Origin of the sequence: Streptomyces diacarni (genome assembly GCF_003323715.1) — a bacterium.
GTDB classification, from domain to species: Bacteria; Actinomycetota; Actinomycetes; order Streptomycetales; family Streptomycetaceae; genus Streptomyces; species Streptomyces diacarni.
Window position 1 is genome coordinate 43,672 of the sequence record NZ_QOIN01000036.1, and the last position, 17,190, is coordinate 60,861.

At 71.0% G+C, this 17,190-nt stretch carries 18 protein-coding genes; 6 read left to right on the plus strand and 12 right to left on the minus strand.

Features of this window, described 5'->3' with window-relative positions:
- Positions 1-97: 97 nt before the first annotated feature.
- The 8 genes from DTL70_RS08855 to DTL70_RS08895 all read right to left on the minus strand — a co-directional run bounded on the left by DTL70_RS08855 (position 98) and on the right by DTL70_RS08895 (position 8,670).
- Positions 98-1,975, minus strand: coding sequence for a TraM recognition domain-containing protein (locus DTL70_RS08855; RefSeq protein WP_114021323.1), 1,878 nt, complete (start codon positions 1,973-1,975; stop codon positions 98-100).
- Positions 1,972-3,570, minus strand: a complete 1,599-nt coding sequence (locus DTL70_RS08860; RefSeq protein WP_245979180.1) for an ATP/GTP-binding protein — start codon at positions 3,568-3,570, stop codon at positions 1,972-1,974. The genes DTL70_RS08855 and DTL70_RS08860 overlap by 4 nt, the downstream gene beginning before the upstream one ends.
- Before the next feature lie 155 nt (positions 3,571-3,725).
- A complete protein-coding gene (locus tag DTL70_RS08865) occupies positions 3,726-5,219 on the minus strand; it encodes an SCO6880 family protein (RefSeq protein ID WP_114021324.1) in 1,494 nt (497 codons plus the stop codon).
- A gap of 122 nt (positions 5,220-5,341) precedes the next feature.
- Positions 5,342-6,685 carry a hypothetical protein gene (locus DTL70_RS33465; protein WP_181860843.1) on the minus strand — a complete coding sequence of 448 codons (1,344 nt, stop codon included), beginning with the start codon at positions 6,683-6,685 and terminating at the stop codon, positions 5,342-5,344.
- A 1-nt stretch (position 6,686) separates the two neighbouring features.
- Positions 6,687-7,454, minus strand: coding sequence for a DUF8175 domain-containg protein (locus tag DTL70_RS08880; RefSeq protein ID WP_114021326.1), 768 nt, complete (start codon positions 7,452-7,454; stop codon positions 6,687-6,689).
- A gap of 5 nt (positions 7,455-7,459) precedes the next feature.
- Positions 7,460-7,741, minus strand: coding sequence for a hypothetical protein (locus tag DTL70_RS08885; protein ID WP_114021327.1), 282 nt, complete (start codon positions 7,739-7,741; stop codon positions 7,460-7,462).
- A gap of 72 nt (positions 7,742-7,813) precedes the next feature.
- Complete coding sequence (locus tag DTL70_RS08890) at positions 7,814-8,107, minus strand: hypothetical protein (RefSeq protein ID WP_245979155.1); 294 nt, start codon at positions 8,105-8,107, stop codon at positions 7,814-7,816.
- A gap of 5 nt (positions 8,108-8,112) precedes the next feature.
- The gene (locus DTL70_RS08895) at positions 8,113-8,670 is read right to left on the minus strand and encodes a DUF6668 family protein (protein ID WP_181860844.1); all 558 of its coding nucleotides are present in this window, start codon (positions 8,668-8,670) and stop codon (positions 8,113-8,115) included.
- 873 nt (positions 8,671-9,543) lie between these two features.
- On the opposite strand from DTL70_RS08895, the gene DTL70_RS08900 reads away from it, so the two are divergent.
- The 4 genes from DTL70_RS08900 to DTL70_RS08920 all read left to right on the plus strand — a co-directional run bounded on the left by DTL70_RS08900 (position 9,544) and on the right by DTL70_RS08920 (position 13,178).
- On the plus strand, positions 9,544-10,395 hold the full coding sequence (locus DTL70_RS08900) for a lytic transglycosylase domain-containing protein (protein ID WP_114021329.1): 852 nt from the start codon (positions 9,544-9,546) through the stop codon (positions 10,393-10,395).
- Between the two features lie 91 nt (positions 10,396-10,486).
- Positions 10,487-11,533, plus strand: a complete 1,047-nt coding sequence (locus DTL70_RS33230) for a hypothetical protein (RefSeq protein WP_147266754.1) — start codon at positions 10,487-10,489, stop codon at positions 11,531-11,533.
- A 391-nt stretch (positions 11,534-11,924) separates the two neighbouring features.
- A complete protein-coding gene (locus DTL70_RS08915; protein WP_114017438.1) occupies positions 11,925-12,476 on the plus strand; it encodes a sigma-70 family RNA polymerase sigma factor in 552 nt (183 codons plus the stop codon).
- A gap of 207 nt (positions 12,477-12,683) precedes the next feature.
- On the plus strand, positions 12,684-13,178 hold the full coding sequence (locus DTL70_RS08920) for a phospholipase (protein WP_114021332.1): 495 nt from the start codon (positions 12,684-12,686) through the stop codon (positions 13,176-13,178).
- A gap of 55 nt (positions 13,179-13,233) precedes the next feature.
- Here DTL70_RS08920 and DTL70_RS34170 read toward each other — a convergent pair whose 3' ends face one another.
- Both DTL70_RS34170 and DTL70_RS08930 read right to left on the minus strand, forming a co-directional pair.
- Entirely contained in the window at positions 13,234-13,581 is a 348-nt protein-coding gene (locus DTL70_RS34170; RefSeq protein ID WP_114021333.1) for a hypothetical protein, read from the minus strand.
- Positions 13,578-13,979 carry a hypothetical protein gene (locus DTL70_RS08930; protein WP_342776471.1) on the minus strand — a complete coding sequence of 134 codons (402 nt, stop codon included), beginning with the start codon at positions 13,977-13,979 and terminating at the stop codon, positions 13,578-13,580. The genes DTL70_RS34170 and DTL70_RS08930 overlap by 4 nt, the downstream gene beginning before the upstream one ends.
- Before the next feature lie 178 nt (positions 13,980-14,157).
- Here DTL70_RS08930 and DTL70_RS08935 point away from each other — a divergent pair, with 178 nt between their 5' ends.
- Both DTL70_RS08935 and DTL70_RS08940 read left to right on the plus strand, forming a co-directional pair.
- Positions 14,158-15,000 carry a helix-turn-helix domain-containing protein gene (locus DTL70_RS08935; RefSeq protein WP_114021334.1) on the plus strand — a complete coding sequence of 281 codons (843 nt, stop codon included), beginning with the start codon at positions 14,158-14,160 and terminating at the stop codon, positions 14,998-15,000.
- Positions 14,982-15,191: a DUF397 domain-containing protein gene (locus DTL70_RS08940; protein WP_114021335.1), complete on the plus strand. Its 210-nt coding sequence runs from the start codon at positions 14,982-14,984 to the stop codon at positions 15,189-15,191. Before DTL70_RS08935 ends, DTL70_RS08940 begins: the two co-directional genes overlap by 19 nt.
- 75 nt (positions 15,192-15,266) lie before the next feature.
- On the opposite strand, the gene DTL70_RS08945 is transcribed toward DTL70_RS08940, so the two are convergent.
- Together DTL70_RS08945 and DTL70_RS08950 are read right to left on the minus strand one after the other, a co-directional pair.
- Entirely contained in the window at positions 15,267-15,596 is a 330-nt protein-coding gene (locus tag DTL70_RS08945; RefSeq protein ID WP_114021336.1) for a hypothetical protein, read from the minus strand.
- 40 nt (positions 15,597-15,636) lie between these two features.
- Positions 15,637-17,166 (minus strand): amino acid permease, encoded by a 1,530-nt coding sequence (locus DTL70_RS08950; protein ID WP_425470337.1) that lies wholly within the window; start codon positions 17,164-17,166, stop codon positions 15,637-15,639.
- Positions 17,167-17,190: the final 24 nt, after the last annotated feature.

Consider the following 17,190-nt stretch of genomic DNA (forward strand, 5'->3'; position numbering starts at 1 on the left):
GTACCGGCCGACACCGCACGGGCCTGCCCGGCCGACACCGCATGGGCCTGCCCGGCCGACCGGTCGGCCGGGCAGGCCGTGACGTCAGTCGTTCCGCCTAACGGGCGTCCGGCAACGGGAACGGTTCCGGGGCGGAGGGCGCCTGTTCCGTGTGCAGCAGCGGGGCGGGTGGCACCTGCCCCTTGTGCAGGTGTACCAGGTTGCCGGGGTTGCCGGGCGCCGGTGCGGCGCCGGCCCACGCCCGTGCCGCCCGTGCGGTGATGGCCTCCGTCTCGGCCTTGGCGGCTGCCGAGATGACCGCCGCGTTGGGCTCCTTGTACCAGGGGCGGAGCCGGATGAGCGCGGGCTTCACGCCGGTGGCCAGCAGCAGGGCCCGGCCCTTGGGCAGGGCGCGGATCTTGTCCGGGGGCAGGATCGGGTCGAGCCGGTAGGAGACCGAGCGGGAGCCGCCGTCGCTGCTCTTGGAGTAGGAGGAGGTCTTCACGTCGTGCTGGCCGACGAGTTTGGAGACCTTGTCGACGAAGTCGGCGTCGTCGAGTCCGGCGCCCAGCAGCTTGATGGTGGCGGCGCTCCAGAGCGCGTCCATGCCGGCTTCTCCCCACACCCGTGCGCCCTGGCGGTAGCTCTGCAACAGCGTGACGACGTTGATGCCGCGGGAGCCCAGGTGGCTGTAGAGGTCGGGGAGGTCCGAGATGCGGCAGACGTTGGCGGCCTCGTCCAGCACGGCGGTCATCGGGGGGTCGAGGCGGCCGCCCATGCGCTCGGCGGCGATCACTCCGGCGCGCAGGGTGGCGTCGGCGAGTCCGGCGATGACGCCGGCGGCGGAGCCTCCGCCGTCCTTGGAGAGCAGGTAGAGGGTGTCGCGGCCGAGTACGTGCTCGTGCGGCCGGAACTCCGGCAGTGCGGGGTCGGGCGTGACCCAGGCGGCGATCTCGGGGTCGAGAAGGCAGGCGACGCACTGCCTGGCGGTCTCGTAGATGCTGTCCCGGGTTTCGGCCGCGCCGCGCACCGTGCCTTGGAGCTGGTCGGCCATGGCGGTCATCTCGGCGTCCCGCAGCAGGTCGATGGGGGTGCGGTCGGCCGGGTCCGCGAGCCAGCCGAGCAGTTCGGTGACCGAGGCCCCGCCCCGCGCCGCGGCGAGGAACAGCGCCGTGAGGGTGTTCTGGGCCGCCGAGATCCAGAAGTCCTTCTTGGAGGCGTCGTCGTTGACGGAGGCGACGAAGTGGCCTGCCAGCCTCCGGGCGCCCTCGATGGTGTCGCAGTCGGCCAGCATGTCCCACCACATGGCGCGTGGGACGTGGGCGATGCCCTGCGGGTCGAACGTCCACACGACGCCGGTCTGTTCGCGTGCGGCCCGGGTGACGGCGTAGACGTCCGACTTGTTGGATGTCAGCAGCACGGCGCCGCGCGCCCGCAGCACCCGGGGGACGGCGATCCCGGTGGACTTGCCGGCGCGCGGCGCCATCAGGTCGAGTTCCACGTCCTCGAAGGAGGAGCGCAGCTCGGGGCCTTTGGGCTCCAGGTCCCCGAGCAGGTTGCCCGTCTCGTCCGGGTGCAACTGGTCCTGGCCCTTGAGGGAGGGGCGCAGTTCGCGGGCGCGGGCCGCGATGCCCCGGGGGCACATCGCGGCCAGCTCCTTGGCCCCCGCCAGCCCCTTCGTCCGAGAGGTCCCCGTGGTGCCGCCCAGCACCTTCCGCACGGCGAGGGCCACCAGCACGGCGAACGTGCCGAACACCAGGCAGATCCCGGTCCACACCGCCCACGGCACCGCGTCGGGCCACAGATCCGTCGGGCCGTGGGTGAGGAGTGAGGCCAGCAGCACGGGGGAGAAGGCCGGCGGGTGCCAGCCCGCGCCGCTGAGCAGCGCGGCGCCCAGCGTCCCGCCGAACCAGACGCCTCCCGACGTCATCAGGGCCAGGGTCACGACCCCGACGATGGCCCAGGGCCAGTACTCGGTTCCGCCTCTTCCGCTCATGCGGTCCTCCTGTCGGGATCCGCTCCGCTGACGGGTGCAGGTCCGCCGGCCGGGGCCGGGCCGTTGACGATCGGCCCGTTGACCGGGGCCGCTCCGTTGACCGGGGCCGCTCCGCCCCCGGGAGCCGGACCGGCGGTCGGCACCTGCTCGACGCCGGCCCCGTCTTCGTATGCGACCCCGGCCTCGTATGCGGACTCGGCCTGCTGCTCGGGGACGGCGTCGTTCTGCACCCAGCGGATGTTGGTGTCGTGCAGTCGGCGTTCGGTGTCGGTGATGGCGACCTTGATGGGTAGTCCGGGCCGGCCGCCCACTTTGATCAGGAAGCGGCCGCGGCCCGGCGGCTCCTCCCGGTCGCCGGTCACGGCCCAGCCCGGCGGTGAGGACCAGGAGGAGACCAGTTCGATCTCCCGCTGGGAGAGCCCGACGATCTTGCCCAGCTCCTCCATCTCCGCCCGCGGCAGTCCCGCGCACACGACCATGCCGGCGCGCTCGACGAAGCCGCGCGCCTTGGCCCGGTCGGCGTCGGTGCCCAGCGCCTCCGCGTCCTTGAGCGTGTGCGTGATCTTGGCGTCGCCCATGCCGAGCGTGCGGTTGAGGCGGGTGAGCGCGTCGATGCGGTCGACGATGCCGGAGGCGGCGCGCAGCGGCCGCCACAGCTCGTCGAGCACGGTGAAGAACCAGCGCCGCGGGGTGAGGCCCTCGTCGGCCAGGGCGTGGGACGCCGCGACCGAACCGAGGCCGTCCGACCAGGCGGCCAGCATCGCCGCGGCGGTCAGTTGGGTGTCCGCCTCACCGATGCGGGAGATGTCGATGCACACCGCGGGTGCGTGCAGGTCGACCCTGGTCGAGGTCTCCGAGGCGAAGGTGTCGCCGAGGGGCCCGTCGAGAATGCCCAGCAGCGAACGGTGCAGCGGGTCGACCGCGTCGCGGTACCGCGCCTCGTCCCCCCGGTCCAGCGTCACGGCACGGATGCGGTCGGGGCCCTCGCTCAGCACCTTGAGCACGTCCGGCAGCAGCGGGGCACGGCCTGGGGGAAGGCGCTCGCGCAGATGGTGCAGCACGGCGGACACCACGGCCTGTTCGTGGTCGTCCATGGGACGGCCGCGGACGATGCCGATCAGCGCGGCGACCATGTTCAGCACCCGGCCGTGTGCCTCGGCCTTCAGCGCCTCACCGGCCTTGCCGCCGATCCTGGCGGCGACCGCGCCCATGGCGCCCGGGTCGAGCAGGTTGATGCCGCCCGTGCCCCGGCCGATGGAGATGACCTGACCGCCCAGGGCCCGCACGGTGTCCGCGTAGTCGGGCTTGAGGTCGCCGAGCACCAGCGGCACCACGCCCGTGGCGGACAGCCCGATCAGCATGCGGTTGACCAGCGTCGACTTGCCCAGGCCCGGCATGCCGAGCATGAACAGCGACGGGTTGGAGATGTAGCGCGCCCTGGTGAACCAGGAGAGCGGGTCGCCGCACACCGTGGCGCCGGTGTGCAGGTGCTGCCCGAGCGGGACTCCGGACATCGGGGCACCGGAGCCCGCCGCGAACGGCCACAGACCGCAGGCCTGAACGGTCGTCGCGCGCCACATCGTGGGCGGGTCCATGCCGCCGACCTGACCCCCACCGGGGCCCGGCCAGCCACGCGAGGGGGCTATCCGCTCCCGCGGCGGCGCCTTCTGCTGCTTCTTCCGGTTCTTTCCGCCCGGCCCCTGCGCACCGCGGGGTGCCTCGGCGCGCTGCTGGTTCCTCGCGCGCGGACTCACAGCATCTCCCGCAGGTCGCGCGGCACCAGGGTGAGCTCCCAGGGGAGGATCCCGGTGGGGAGGGTGCAGCTGAAGGCCGCGGCCTGCATGCGGTCGGCCGGGCGCATCGACAGCCGTGCCGCCCCCTGGAGGTTGCGCATGGACGCGCTGGCGTCGGCCATCTCCTCCTCGTCGTCGACGGTGACGGTCAGCATCAGCGAGAACTCCACCAGGCCCGCACCGGTCGCCTCCTCCTGCGCCGTCTGCTCTGCCGCGCGCACCTCGGTGGCGGCCCGCGCCTGGACCATGCCCCGGCCCGAGGTGGCCATGAACTGTGCCGCGCGCCGGTCGGCCTCCACGATCCGCGCCGAGGTGGCGGGGTCGATGGGCCGGTAGAGCAGCGCGACCCGCTTGCGCCGGGTGCCGGGCGAGGGCTCCAGCAGGCCCCGCAGTACGTTGGCGCGCACCGTGCCGCGGGGGGCGAGGGTGAGCATCCAGGTCCGGGAGACCCCCGAGTCGTGCTGGTAGGAGCCGACGTCCTCGTAGCAGGCCGCGGGGCCCGAGTCGTCCCACTCCAGACCGGTGCCGCCGTGTCGGGCGCGCAGGTCGAGGACCTCGCCCGCGACGGCCGGGTCGTAGGCCACCCGTACGACCTCGGCGATGCGCTCGGCCGACAGCGGGTAGGCGACGCCGCCGCCCGCACCGACCAGCCCGGACAGCAGCCCGGGGATGCGGGTGGCGATCTCGGTGATCAGCTCGTCGTGCTTGACCTTCTGTCCGGCCGGGACCCCGTAGGTGAGGGTGATGTAGGTGTGCATCTCGGAGGAGGCCTGCGGATACCGCTCGACGACCTCCTCCATCACGGCGCGGGCCGCGGGCGGGGCGTCGGGGGCCAGGCGGGGCAGTACCTCGTTCGCGAGCCGGGTGCCCGAGTCGGGCGCCGTCTCGACGATGACGGAGGCCCCGCGCAGACCTGTCTCGTGCGAGAGCCGGGAGAGCCAGCCGCCCCACGCGGCCACCCAGTTGTCCACCTGGTCCGCGTCGACCAGGGAACCGCCGTCGGGCTCACAGGCCAAAACGATGGTGTAGAAGTTGCGGCTGCGGTGGAAGAGGACACCGAAGTCGCGGTCGTAGGCGTCCCTGCCCTCGCGCATCTGCATCCGGCCCAGCAGCCCGGGCGGCTGGAACCGCCCGCCCGTACGGCGCGACAGCGGACCTGACACGTAGGTGGTCGCTCCCTTGGACTTGCGGCGCATCCAGCCGATGCGCAGGGCGAGCAACTGGTAGGCGTTGCGCCCGTCCTGCGTCCGGATCAGCAGCGGTACGAGCACGATGCTCATCGGGACCAGCACGACGGCCGCCGCCGCCAGTGAGATCAGCGAGGCCAGCAGCGTGACGACGAGCCCGCCGAAGAGGCCCGCGGTACCGATCATGCCGAAGGGGCCGAGTCCCGGCCTTCTCGGCCTGCGCCAGTTCCCGTACGTCGGGCTCGACGCGGCGTGGGTTGACATGCGTTGCTTCCTTCCGTGTCCCTCGGTCCGTGCCCCTCGCGAGAGGGGGAAGGAGACTGCGGGTTGCTGGCGGGGCGTGCGCGCCGGACACTGCCTGGCCCGGTGCGCACACCCCGAGGGGACTACTCGTTGTGGCCGGCTTTCCCGTCACCGTCGAGCGAGCCGGTGGCGAGGTTCGCGGTGCCCTTGGCGAGCCCCTTGGCGGCTTCCGCGGCCACCGCCGCGGCAGCGAGCGGCCCTGCCGCCGCGCCCGCACCTCGTGCGGCACCGCTGGGTCCGCCGCCGGAGCCCCGTCCGGCGCCTCCACTGCCCGAACCGCCGCCCGAGCCGCCGCCTTCGGAGCCGCCGCCCCGGGAGCCGCGGCTGCCGGTCGGGCCCGAGCCGTTCGAGCCGCCCCCACCGGACGAGCCGCCACCGCCACTGGAGGCAGCGGCCGCCCCGGCTCTGCCCGCGGGCCCTGCCCGGCCTCCGGAACCGGCCTGTCCACCGCCGCCGGACGACCCGGAGGGCCCGGATCCGCCTCCCGAGCCGCCGTCGCTCTTGCTGGAGAGCCCGGACGTGGCGATCGACTTGGCCCCGGAGGCGATGCCGCCCGCGGCGCCGGTGACCGCCCCGGTGTAGGCGCCGCCGCCGCCCAGCGCGGCCGTGGCGGGCACGATCAGTTTCAGCAGGGCCGGCAGGGCGATGGCCGCCAGCAGCATCACGCAGATACCGGCGATCTTGACGTGGATCCTGTCACCGGAATCTTTGAGATTCCCCGACATGTCGCCGCTGAGCATCTTGGTTCCCGCATACATGATGAGCGCGGCCGCCGGTTTGTAGAGCAGCCAGGCGATCATCCAGCCGATGTGCTTGCGCCACCAGCCGCCGCCCCAGTTGCTCATGGAGGCCGCGGCCGCCATCGGCAGCGTCCCGAACAGCACGATCATGACCGCGAGACGGATGTACAGCATGATCCCGTGGATGATGGCGGCGATGAGCATCAGGAACGCGAGAATCAGGTACAGGAAGGCGGGGATGCCGTCGGACGACGTGCACATCGAGCTCATCATCTGGTTTTCTATCGCCAACCCGTACAGGTGATTGGCGAAACCGTCGCCGACAACGGCGGCGGAGGTCACGATGGTCGTGCCACCGCCGGCCACGATGATCAGCCGAATCATGCCCCGCAGCGCGGTCTGCCCCGCTTCCCCCTGCCGCTCGGCGGCCATTCTGATGCAGGCGAAGATGAGTGAGCCGATGGCCACGTACACGACCAGCCAGTGCAACTCGCCCTGGACCGGCGACGACGCACCCGGCGCGAAGGTGGGAATGTTCGAGCTCAGCGCCTGGAAGGCGCTGAGAGCGGCCTTCATGACGAGGTCTCCGATGCCCTTCATGATGGTCCCGACGGGATCTCCCAGAAACTCGAAGAAACCCTTCAGGGCATCGAGGAACGGATTCCCCGAACTGCATGGACCAGCCATGTCAGGCAGCTCCCCACTTGATGAACCCGTTACTGTTCACGCCGGAGTCCGACGTGGCGAAAAGGCTTCCGTCCGTGCGCGGCTTCACTTTCCAGTCGCCGCCGCTCCACCGCATGGACACCGTCGCCGCCCCCAGACCACCACCGGCGCCCTTGATGAGGAGGTGCACCTGGGTCTTGTCCTTCGTGAAGGAACCGACGAAGAACCCCGAAGGAACACCGGCGTCGTCACCCGTCATCTGCGACTGCCCGAGGCGGGACCGCTGCGAGACGAAGGCGTCGTGCCCCTCTCCGTCCACGAGCTGCTGCTCGGCCACGGTCCGCCAGTCGGCTGTGCTCATGTGCGTGAGAATGCTGTGCGCCGCCATGACCGCACCCATCGGCGTGTGGGCGTAGCACCACCACACAGGACCGCTGTACCGGGTGGGACCCGCTGACGCCGAGGTCGGCACCGTGACGCCGTCCAGGTTCTTCCACTTCAGATCCTTCGGCGCGGAGGTCGGCCGGGTGACGTCCTCACCGCCCTGCGTACGACATCCCTGCGGACGCTCCCCCTTGGCCCGCCCGCCGTTCTTCGAACCGTCGGTGGACAGCGGGCCCTTCACAGCCTCGGAGGGGGTGGCGTCGGCCTCGCCGCCGGCTCCGCCCGTGATGAAGGAGACGGAGCCGATGACGAGTGCGGCACCCAGGAACACCGCCGAGGAGACCCAACTGCGCTGTTTCCAGAAATCCGTGGGCTCCTCAGCGTTGTTCTTCTTACGGCCGAACATATCGCTCAGTCTCCGAAGATCCAGCTGGCGAACGGGCCCGCGCTGGCGATGAGGCAGCAACCGGCGAGCACCATGCCCAGGCGGCTCATGTGCTCCGAGCTCTCACCGCGCTTGAGGGAGATGCCCATCATCGCGCCGGTGATCAGGATGCCCAGGACACCGGCCGCGGTACCGGCCCAGGCGGCCAGGTTGAGCATCTGCTGGACCTTGTCCCCGAGCCCGTCGGGAGCCTCCCCCTCCGGCTGGGGAACGTTGGCGAGGTGGTAGTAGAGCGTGGACGCCTTCATGGGTATTCCTTCACGTCGATGTGTGCTGACAGGGGACGGCGCCGGGGGTGACCGGCGGTTTTCAGAGGGTGCTCAGATGAACCACTGCACGAGCGGAGCGGCGGTCGTGGCGAGGACCGAGGCCAGCAGCACGATGAACAGCCCCCGGCCGTACGACGCGCCCTCGCCCATGTCCCCCCGGCGCAGCTGGAGGCTCAGTTGGGTGCCGACGATGATGATGCCGAGAACCCCGGCCGCCGAGGCCCCGTAGGCCAGCCAGCTGAGGATCTTCGACGCCTCCTCTACGGCTTCCGCCTTTCCCGGCGCATCCTCCTCGGCCAGCCGCATCAACGGTTCGGCTGACGCCGGATCAAGTACGTGGCTCACTAGGCTCATCGTTTTCCTTCATGCCTGAGGGGCTTGTCGATCGGGCTCCCCGCCAACGCGGCGAGGGAGCGGACGCCCTTCGGCAGCGCACCGGCCCGCTTCTCCCCGCGCCACGCCGGAACCCAGGGGACCTGGCGCACTTCCGCGACCGAACGCAGAACGCGTACCCGCTGGAGCAGGTGGAGCGGCAGGCGGCCCGGCGCGTCGGCCACGAGGACCACGGCGAGCAGTTCCACACCCTCCGGGTGCTGCCCGGTGTGCAGTGCTTCCAGGGCACGTGACGCCGCACGCAGACCCGATGCGTGCGTACGCGCCACCAGCAGCACCCGCCCGGGATCCCCTTGGGAGGGATCGGGCCAGTGGCGTCCCAGATCGCTGCCGCCCACGACCTCCGCGAGCGTGCTCGTCCCCGCTCCACCGTGCGCGCCGACCCAGCTGACCAGGGCACCGCCGGGTGCGGAGATGCCGCCGGGCGCGGAGACCTGGCGTGGAGCCGGATGCCCCGGCGCCTGTCCGGGGGCCGCCGACGGCGCCCCAGCCGGCGCGGCACTCGGCGACGACACCGGGGCGGGCTGCTGTGCGGTTGGTGCGGCCGGTGCGGGGGGTTGGGGTGCGGGGGTCGGTGCTGGTGCTGGTGCTGGTGCCGGTGCCGGTGCGGGCTGCTGGGCAACTGGCGTCGGCTCCGGGGCCGGTGCGGGTCGCTCGGTGGCCGGCGTCGGTTGTTGTGGTGCCGGCGTGGGCTGTTGGGTAGCCGCTGCCGACTGCTGCGGCGCTGGCGCGGGCTGCGGTGGTGCGGACTGCCGCGGAGCCGCCGGGTGTTGTTGCGGCGCCGCCGCGGCCGTTTGCGGGGTCGCCACGGGTGGCCGCGGTGCAGGTTCGGGCCGCTGCGGTGCCGGCGCGGAGTGCTGCGGCGTCGGCGCGCTCTGCTGCGGGGCCTGCGGGGCCTGCGGGGCCTGCGGGGCTGCTGCCTGGGCCTGCGGAGCCTGCGGCGTCGCCCGTGCCTGCGGGGCCGGTTGGGGAGCCTGCCCGGTCTGCTGTGCGACCGGTGCGGCCGTGGCAGCCGGAGGGGACTGCTCCGCGTTCGGGCGCGCGGACGACTCGTCCGCCCCGGCACGATCGGGGGCCTCCCCACCGGGTGGGGCTGCGGTCGGTCCGCGCACCCACATGTGCGGGCCGGCGGACGCTGATGGGGGGACGCTCATCGCGGGGCCAGCCTCCTCTCGTTGAAGAACTCCATGTGCTGCCACGCCCTCGTGACCCGGACGGAAGCGGTCGGCGCGAAGTCGATTGAACTGTTTCGGCATCGCGCCCGTTCGGTGTGCAGCGCGTTGTGCTCCGTCGGAGAGGCACAACGGGACTTCAGCGGAAGTGGTTCACCGTTCCTGGCAGTCCGCTTGGGATCGGTGCGGCGGAGAGGTGGGAAAGGAGGTGCACCCATGAGCGAGGACGGCGGAGGAGGTTCCAGCAAGGCGGCCATGATCGGTCTGGCGAGCCTGGGCTGCGGGTGCATGTCGTTGCCCGTGGCGGCGGCTGGACTCGTCGTCGTGCTGATCATCTTCGGGGGGCTCGGCGTCCTCTTCGCGCCGATCATCGCCATCATCCTGTTCTTCGGCGGGGGCGGAGACGGTCCGGATGACGGCTCGGGCGTCGACACCGACGAGGTCTCCGAGTCGGTGCAGGGCGACGGGAAGGGCGATCTGGACGAGAACACCGTTCCCGACGATCTGGCGGACACCATCCAGGAGGCGGGCGGGATCTGCGACGTCATCGGCCCGGTCGTCATCGCGGCGCAGATCGAGCGCGAGTCGTCCTTCAACAAGGACATGCTCGGGCCCAACGGCGAGGAGGGCATCTCGCAGCTTCCGCCGGACAAGTTCGAGGAGTTCGGCGAGGACGAGGACGACAACGACGAGACCCAGGCGACCGATCCCGAGGACTCGATCATGGCCCAGGGCAGGTACATGTGCGACCTCGCCGAGAAGGTCAAGCCGCTCGTCGACAGCGGCGAGGCCCTGGACGGTGAGAGCGTGCTCGACCTGACGCTGGCGGCGTACGCGGTCGGCCTGGACGCGGTACAGAAAGCCAAGGCGGTGCCCGCGACCACCGAGGCGCAGAGCTACGTGGCGGGGGTCCGTTCGAACTTCCCCCGGTTCGAGGGCATCGGCGGATCCGTCGCGCCGTCCGACTTCCCTTCGGAGAGCATCCCCTCGACCTCGAATCCCAGCGTGTCACCGCCGCCCGACCCGGACGGGTCGTCCTCGCCCGACCCCGAAGAGAGTGGAGAGTGAGCACCGCATGCTTTGCACCCCCGACGACACAGCGCTCGGGTACCGGCCGGCGCAGTCGGACGATGACGCGGCGCCACGGGACGGTGTAGCGGTGGCGGCGACGCGAGACGGTGCCGCATCCTCGGGCGACTGCCCCGAGGCAGTGCGGGAAGACACCGGCGAGACGCACACGTCGGCAGCCGCCGGACGTTTCGAGTTCCTCATCGCCCAGGACGGCGCCGTGTCCCTCAACGGCGCGCGCCTGCCGGTGGGGGAGGGGGAAGAGGTGCACGTCGCCGTGCTCGACGCCGCGCACCGCGCTGCCGAGGAACGCGGCGAGCCGGTCGACGCGACGATCCTCGACATGCGGGGTGAGGGCTACGCGACGTACGTCAGGGTCGCGCCGGACGGGTCGAGTCAACTCGTGGAGCCGGATGCCGAACCGGGGCCGCGGGAGGCGTCGCCGACGCCGCCCGGAGGTGCGGCCGAGGCCGCGCCTGTGCCCGAGTCCGCCGCCTCCGAGGCGGAGCCCGACGCCGCGCCCGCGCCCGTGTCCGCGCCCGCGCCCGTGTCCGAGCCCGAGGCCTCGGCCGAAGGGGACTCCGAACTCGCACACGTACCCGCATCCGTTCCCGAGGGCGCGTCAGAGCAGCGTGTGGAGTCGGCAGACCCCGCCCAGCCGCTGATTCCGGAGGAACTCCGGGACGCCGTGGCGCACATCAACCGGGCGGCGGCCGGAGGTGAGGCGCAACGCGCCATGGTGCTGGCGTTCCGGATGCGGGAGCACGCCGTGCGCACATACGGAGAGGCGCACCCCTACACGGTCGAGGCGCGCGACTTGGAGGCCTATGTCGCCTGCCTGGCCGGCGACTACACGAGTTCCACGGCCATTTACCTCGATCTCGCCCGCCTGTGTCACGAAGTGCGCGACCCCCGTGCACAGGGATATCTCGAGCGGGCGGTCGGAAACTGGCACATGCTCACCGATCCGCGACCGCTGCGTACTTACGGACGCGAATTGCTCGCCGCCTGGTCGCGGCTTTCCTCGGAGTCGGGTCCGACAGCTGAGGACATGGCTGTGTTGCGCCGCGTCCGGCGTCGACTGGAGGCGTTCGTCGGCACGGCGCGTGCCGTCAGGACGCAGGGGGGTGGCGCCTGACCAGGTCCGGTTTTCATCCGGCTGTTCTGCCCGGTGTACGCCGCTGACCAGCAGCATCAACATCGGATTGACGCCGATGGACGCCGCCGCCCGAAGCTTCTTTCAGAGGTCTATGTGACGGGCGTCACACAATGTGGCGCCGGTTGTCGTGAACTCCCCTCGCAGAGCCCGCATCTAAATCCCCGTAAGGCAGATTAAGCACCTGGTTTTGTGGGATGCGGCTTTTCATGTCTTTTGTGGGGCGCTGCCGTGCGCCGTCTTCGAGGCAATCGGTCGTCAAAGGCATGTGCATCTCCCCTCACCAAACTTTCGGTTCCGTGAGGGGGCCCGCCGCGCGAGTCCCGAGGCCAGTCCGCCGTGTCCGGCGGCTCGAATCGAGGGGATACATCCGGTGAGCTGGATCGTCTTGGGGTCGGACGGCGCGACCAGCGCCCAGGAACGGGCCACGCGCTCGCTCTACGAACAGCACGCACGTCCGTTACAGGGTTATGTGCTCCAGCTGCTGGGCGGTGACCACCAAAGGGCCGAGGACGTGGTGCAAGAGACGCTGCTGCGCTGCTGGCGCAACCAGCAACTCGTCGGCGGACGTGGTCAGGACCTCCGCCCATGGCTGTTCAGGGTGGCCCGCAACCTCGTCATCGACGACTACCGCCTGCGCAGTGCGCGCCCCAAGGAAGTCGACGGCACCGCCTGGCTGGAAGACGTGCTGGCCGACACCGATGATGTCGACCGCGTGCTCTCCTCCCTGGTGCTCGTGAAGGCGTTCCAGACGCTTTCGCCCGCGCACCGGGAGGTGCTGTACGAGACGTACTACACGGGACGCTCGACGCGTGAGGTGTCCCGTGTGCTCGGCATACCGCCCGGCACGGTGAAGTCGCGGCTCTACCACGCGGTGCGCAACCTGCGGCAGGCGCTGGGAGTGCCCGAGGCCGGCGTGCGGTAGGCCTCCATTCCCGTACCTCGCCCGTACCCCGTCTCCTCCCGGGAGGAGACGGGGTACGGGCGAGCGCGCGCACGTGTGGGGACCCGTGCGAGTGAAACCCTCCAGGAGTACACCGAGTTGGCCTGTCGCTCGGCGTACGGGTCCGTCACGATGGTGACGCCCCGCACATCCAGCGGGACACCCGGGTCCGCTCCCTCGGAGGTCCTCATGCGCCGCCGCTACGCCCTACCCGTCGCCGCCGCCGCACTGGCGCTCCCCGCCACCCTCGTTCCGGCAGGCTCCGCCTCGGCGGCTCCCGCCGACAAGCTCCAGGTTCTCAGCTCCTGGACGCAGACCAGTGTCTCCAGCTACAACGCCTGGACCTCGGCCCGTCAGAACCAGGGCCAGTGGTCGGCCTACGGCTTCGACTGGTCGACGGACTACTGCAGTTCCTCGCCCGACAACCCCTTCGGCTTCCCCTTCCAGACCGCCTGCGCCCGCCACGACTTCGGCTACCGCAACTACAAGGCGGCCGGCCTCTTCGACGCCAACAAGTCCCGCATCGACTCGGCCTTCTACGAGGACCTCAAACGCGTCTGCAGCGGCTACTCCGGCTCCTCGAAAACCGCCTGCAACTCGACCGCGTGGACGTACTACCACGCGGTCGACATCTTCGGCCTCAAGGGCGCGGACGAGGCCGCCTCGGACAAAGCCGCTTCGTAGGAGGCGACCCGGTAGAGGCCCCTGAACCGCCGCCCAGCGGTGCCATGAGGGGCACTCATATGCCGTCGCCTCGCGCACGCCTGCCGAGGAACCGTGCGGCGTGGGGCGGCGGTGTCGCCGATAACCCGCCTCTCTCCAGCCGACCGCGACTGCGGGCGTTGACCTCGGCGACGCGGGCGCTCAGCAACTCGGCGTGGGTGAGGAGCCGGACGCGGTCGGGGTCCGCGTCCCACTCGCGGCCGCCGCCGAGCGGACGCAACTGGAGGCGGGGCCCCTCTGCGGCCATGACGACTCCGACACGGTCGCGCGCCGGGTCGCGCACGGCGGAACCGACGGTGGGCACCGCGGGTCCGGTCGCCGGCGGCGGCGCCTCGGGGGCGTCGCCGTCGTCGTGCCCTGTCACCGTCCGGTGCCCCGAGCGATCACAGCGGCGAGGGCGAAGGCCACCGGCGCCGAACAGACGCCGAGGTGGATGAGGGCGTAGCGCGCGGCGGTCCGCGAGTCGGTGTCGAGGAGTGCGTCACCGTCGTCGTGGGCGGCGGGGTCCGAACTCCCGAGAGAGTCCGGGCCGGACGCGGCGTCGCGCCACGGAGTGCGCACGTCCATGGCCGGCAGCTGGATGCCCGCCTGGGTGAGGGCTTCGGCGAGGGCGTCCCTCGCCTCGACCGCCTCGCGGATCCTCGTCGGTTCGGCAGGGGTCCTGCCTTCCGTCCAGGCACTCAGCTCTGCTGACGCGCGGCGCGCGGCGTCAGGGCGGTCGTGCTCGACGTGGGGGTGGGGGACTCGCGGATCATCGGGCATCATGCGCTCCGTTTATCGCTCGATATGCGGATTCGCTCCCTTGCGTGCGCCCGGTGAACTACCGTGCGTGAGGGAGGCATTACCAGGATGCGTCCCCGGCTGAGCTGCGCACACCGTGGACCGGTGGTGGTTCCCCGGCAGGTCGGCACACGTTCCACACGTTCCACGGAGGTGCACGATGCCGACGAGGCGAGCGGTCACCGGGCGCAGTCGCGAACCCCGCGCCCGGTTCGCGGAAGAGCTACGGGCGCTGCGGACCCGGCGAGGTGAGAGCCTGCGCCAGTTGGGGGAGAAACTCGGCTGGGACTGGTCCCTGTTCGGGAAGATGGAGAACGGCGAGACGCTGGGCGGGCCCGAGGTCGTCGAAGCGCTCGACCAGTACTACGGCACGCCTGGTCTGCTGCTGGCTCTATGGGAGTTGGCCATCAACGACCAGACGCAGTTCCGCGAGCGCTATCGGCGGTACATGGCGCTGGAGGCCAAAGCCACCAGCCTGTGGCACTTCGCCGTGAGCGTGCTGCCCGGGCTGGTGCAGACCCCCGGCTACGCGAGGGAGGTTCTGGCCGCGGGCGGGCTGAAGGGCGAGGAGCTGGAGCAGCAGGTGCAGGCCCGGATGGGACGGCGTGCGTTGCTGGAAGGCGATGACGCGCCACCGTTCCGGACGATCCTGTCGGAGGCGGCGTTGCGGACGCCGCTGCGGGATGTGACGGAGTGGCGGGAACAGTTGGCTTACGTGGGGGAGGTGGCGGAGCGGGGGAATGTGATCGTTCAGGTCCTGCCTTTCCGTGCAGGCCTGTACGGACTGGACGGAACCGATGTGTGGTTCCTGCGCGTGCCGGGCGGGCGTACGGTGGCGTACACCGAGAACGTCTACCGGGGTGAACTCATCGAGGAAGACGGGGCGGTCGAACGACTGCAACGTGCTTACGATGCGGTACGTGACCTGGCCCTGACCCCGGCCGAGTCGCGGAAGTTCGTCCTGCGGATGTTGGAGGAAGTACCTTGCGATCCCTCGACCTGAGCGCCGTCTCTTGGCGCAAGAGCTCCTACAGCAATTCTGACGGTGGCGCGTGCGTCGAGGTCTGCGACGACTTCGCTGCCGTCGTGCCCGTACGAGACAGCAAGAGTCCGCACGGGCCCGTGCTCGCTTTCGAGTCTGCCGGGTGGGCGTCGTTCGTGTCCGCCGTGAAGGCCGGCGCGCTGGAGGTCTGACGCCGACGTGGTGACGCGAGGGGGTGCCGAGCTCGTGGTCGACGGCGGCCTCACCGCCCCTGTCCTTTCGACGCGTCACCCCCTTGGGTGGTGACGCGTCGAACTCACCCCCGCAGCCCCACCACTGCCCAGGGGCTCTCCGGCCGGCTCCCAGGGGCCGGACGAGTCCTCGTCGAAGTGGAGGCAGCGGCCGAGGACGAGCCACCTGCCGGTCGCCTCGCTCCACGCCTGCTCGGTGACCGGGACGTGCGGTGACCGCGCGAGGAGCGCCGCGCGGGCGCCCATGGCCGCGTCCCACGTCGGGGTGGAGACCTGTCCGTCGAGGAGTTCCTGCACCGTCTTGTGCCACGCGCCGCAGGCGAGTCCGCGCAGCCCCCCGTGCGGTACGAGATCCAGGAATGGCACGCGGGACCCTACCCCGGCGGCCGCCGCGCCGGTCAGCCCGTCAGCCGGCCGCCGTCCCGTCGGTGGCCTCGGACGACCCGGTGGCCTCGGAGGACCCGGGCCCCTCGTGCCGTGCCGCCAGCGCCGTCACCCGGTTCCGTACGGCGTACCAGCCCGCCCACAGCGCCAGCGCGATCAGCGGCATGCACACCACCGACCAGGTGCCGATGTCGCCGTCGCAGGCCATCAGGACGACGACCAGGAGGAGGAAGGCGAGCGTCAGGTACGACGTGAAGGGGGCGCCCGGCAGGTGGAAGCCGCCGTCCTCGGCACGGCCCTCGCGCACCCGGCGGCGCAGCGCCAACTGACACAGAATGATCATCGCCCAGGTGCCGATCATGGTGATCGCGGAGAAGTTCAACACGATCGAGAAGGCACGCTCGGGAACGACGTAGTTGAGCACGATGCCGAGCAGGTAGAAGGACGCGGTCAGCAGGATGCCGCCGAACGGGACGTGCCGGCGGTTCATCTTCGTGGTGAAGTGCGGCGCGGAGCCGGCCAGGCCCATCGAGCGCAGCGTGCGGCCCGTCGAGTAGAGGCCCGAGTTGCAGCTGGAGAGGGCCGCGGTCAGCACCACGAAGTTCATGATCTGGTCGGCGCCGGGGATGCCGACGCGGCTCATCAGCGTCACGAACGGCGACTCGTCACCGCTGTACGCGGTCCACGGCAGCAGCAGGACGAGCAGCAGCACGGAGCCGACGTAGAAGACGACGATGCGCCAGGAGACGGAGTTGATCGCCTTGGGGATGACCTTCCGGGGGTTCTCCGTCTCGCCGGCGGTGATGCCGACCATCTCGATCGCCGCGTAGGAGAAGACCACACCCTGGACGATGATCAGCGCGGCCAGGAAGCCGTGCGGCAGCAGACCGCCGTGGTCGGTGATCAGCTGGGGGCCGCCCGCCTCGCCGCCTTGGACGGGGTGGCGGCTGGCCAGCAGCCAGCAGCCGATGGCGAGGAACGCGATGATCGCGGCCACCTTGATCAGGGCGAACCAGAACTCGAACTCGCCGAACCACTTCACGGAGATCAGGTTGGCTCCCAGCACCACCAGCAGCGCGAACAGCGCGAGCGTCCACTGGGGGATCTCGCGCAGGGCGCTCCAGTAGTGCAGATAGACGGCGACGGCCGTGATCTCCGCGATGCCGCTGCATATCCAGTGCAGGAAGTACACCCAGCCGGCCACGAAGGCCGCCTTCTCGCCGCCCAGCAGCTCCCGGGAGTAGGAGACGAAGGATCCCGACGTCGGGCGGTGCATCACCAGCTCACCCATGGCACGGGCGATGAAGAAGGCGAACAGGCCGGTGATCGCGAAGACGATCACCAGCGAGGGCCCCGCGGAGTTCAGCCGCTCACCGGCGCCGAGGAACAGCCCTGTACCGATCGCGCCCCCCACGGCGATCATCTGGACCTGCCGGTTGCGCAGGCCCGACGCGTAGCCGTCCTCGCGCAGCAGCGTGCTTTTGGCGGGCGCGGTGCGTTCGGGGGACTCGGTGGTCACCCCGTCTCCGCGGGTCTCGGCTGCGTTCGCCATACGTCTTGGCTCTCCGTGGATCGG

Bases quoted from the DNA above. Each gene is read 5' to 3' on its own strand.
- DTL70_RS08855 (WP_114021323.1), bottom strand. From the start codon at position 1,975: ATGAGCGGAAGAGGCGGAACCGAGTACTGGCCCTGGGCCATCGTCGGG.
- DTL70_RS08860 (WP_245979180.1), bottom strand. From the start codon at position 3,570: ATGGACCCGCCCACGATGTGGCGCGCGACGACCGTTCAGGCCTGCGGT.
- DTL70_RS08865 (WP_114021324.1), bottom strand. From the start codon at position 5,219: ATGTCAACCCACGCCGCGTCGAGCCCGACGTACGGGAACTGGCGCAGG.
- DTL70_RS33465 (WP_181860843.1), bottom strand. From the start codon at position 6,685: ATGGCTGGTCCATGCAGTTCGGGGAATCCGTTCCTCGATGCCCTGAAG.
- DTL70_RS08880 (WP_114021326.1), bottom strand. From the start codon at position 7,454: ATGTTCGGCCGTAAGAAGAACAACGCTGAGGAGCCCACGGATTTCTGG.
- DTL70_RS08885 (WP_114021327.1), bottom strand. From the start codon at position 7,741: ATGAAGGCGTCCACGCTCTACTACCACCTCGCCAACGTTCCCCAGCCG.
- DTL70_RS08900 (WP_114021329.1), top strand. From the start codon at position 9,544: ATGAGCGAGGACGGCGGAGGAGGTTCCAGCAAGGCGGCCATGATCGGT.
- DTL70_RS08920 (WP_114021332.1), top strand. From the start codon at position 12,684: ATGCGCCGCCGCTACGCCCTACCCGTCGCCGCCGCCGCACTGGCGCTC.
- DTL70_RS08930 (WP_342776471.1), bottom strand. From the start codon at position 13,979: ATGCCCGATGATCCGCGAGTCCCCCACCCCCACGTCGAGCACGACCGC.
- DTL70_RS08935 (WP_114021334.1), top strand. From the start codon at position 14,158: ATGCCGACGAGGCGAGCGGTCACCGGGCGCAGTCGCGAACCCCGCGCC.
- DTL70_RS08950 (WP_425470337.1), bottom strand. From the start codon at position 17,166: ATGGCGAACGCAGCCGAGACCCGCGGAGACGGGGTGACCACCGAGTCC.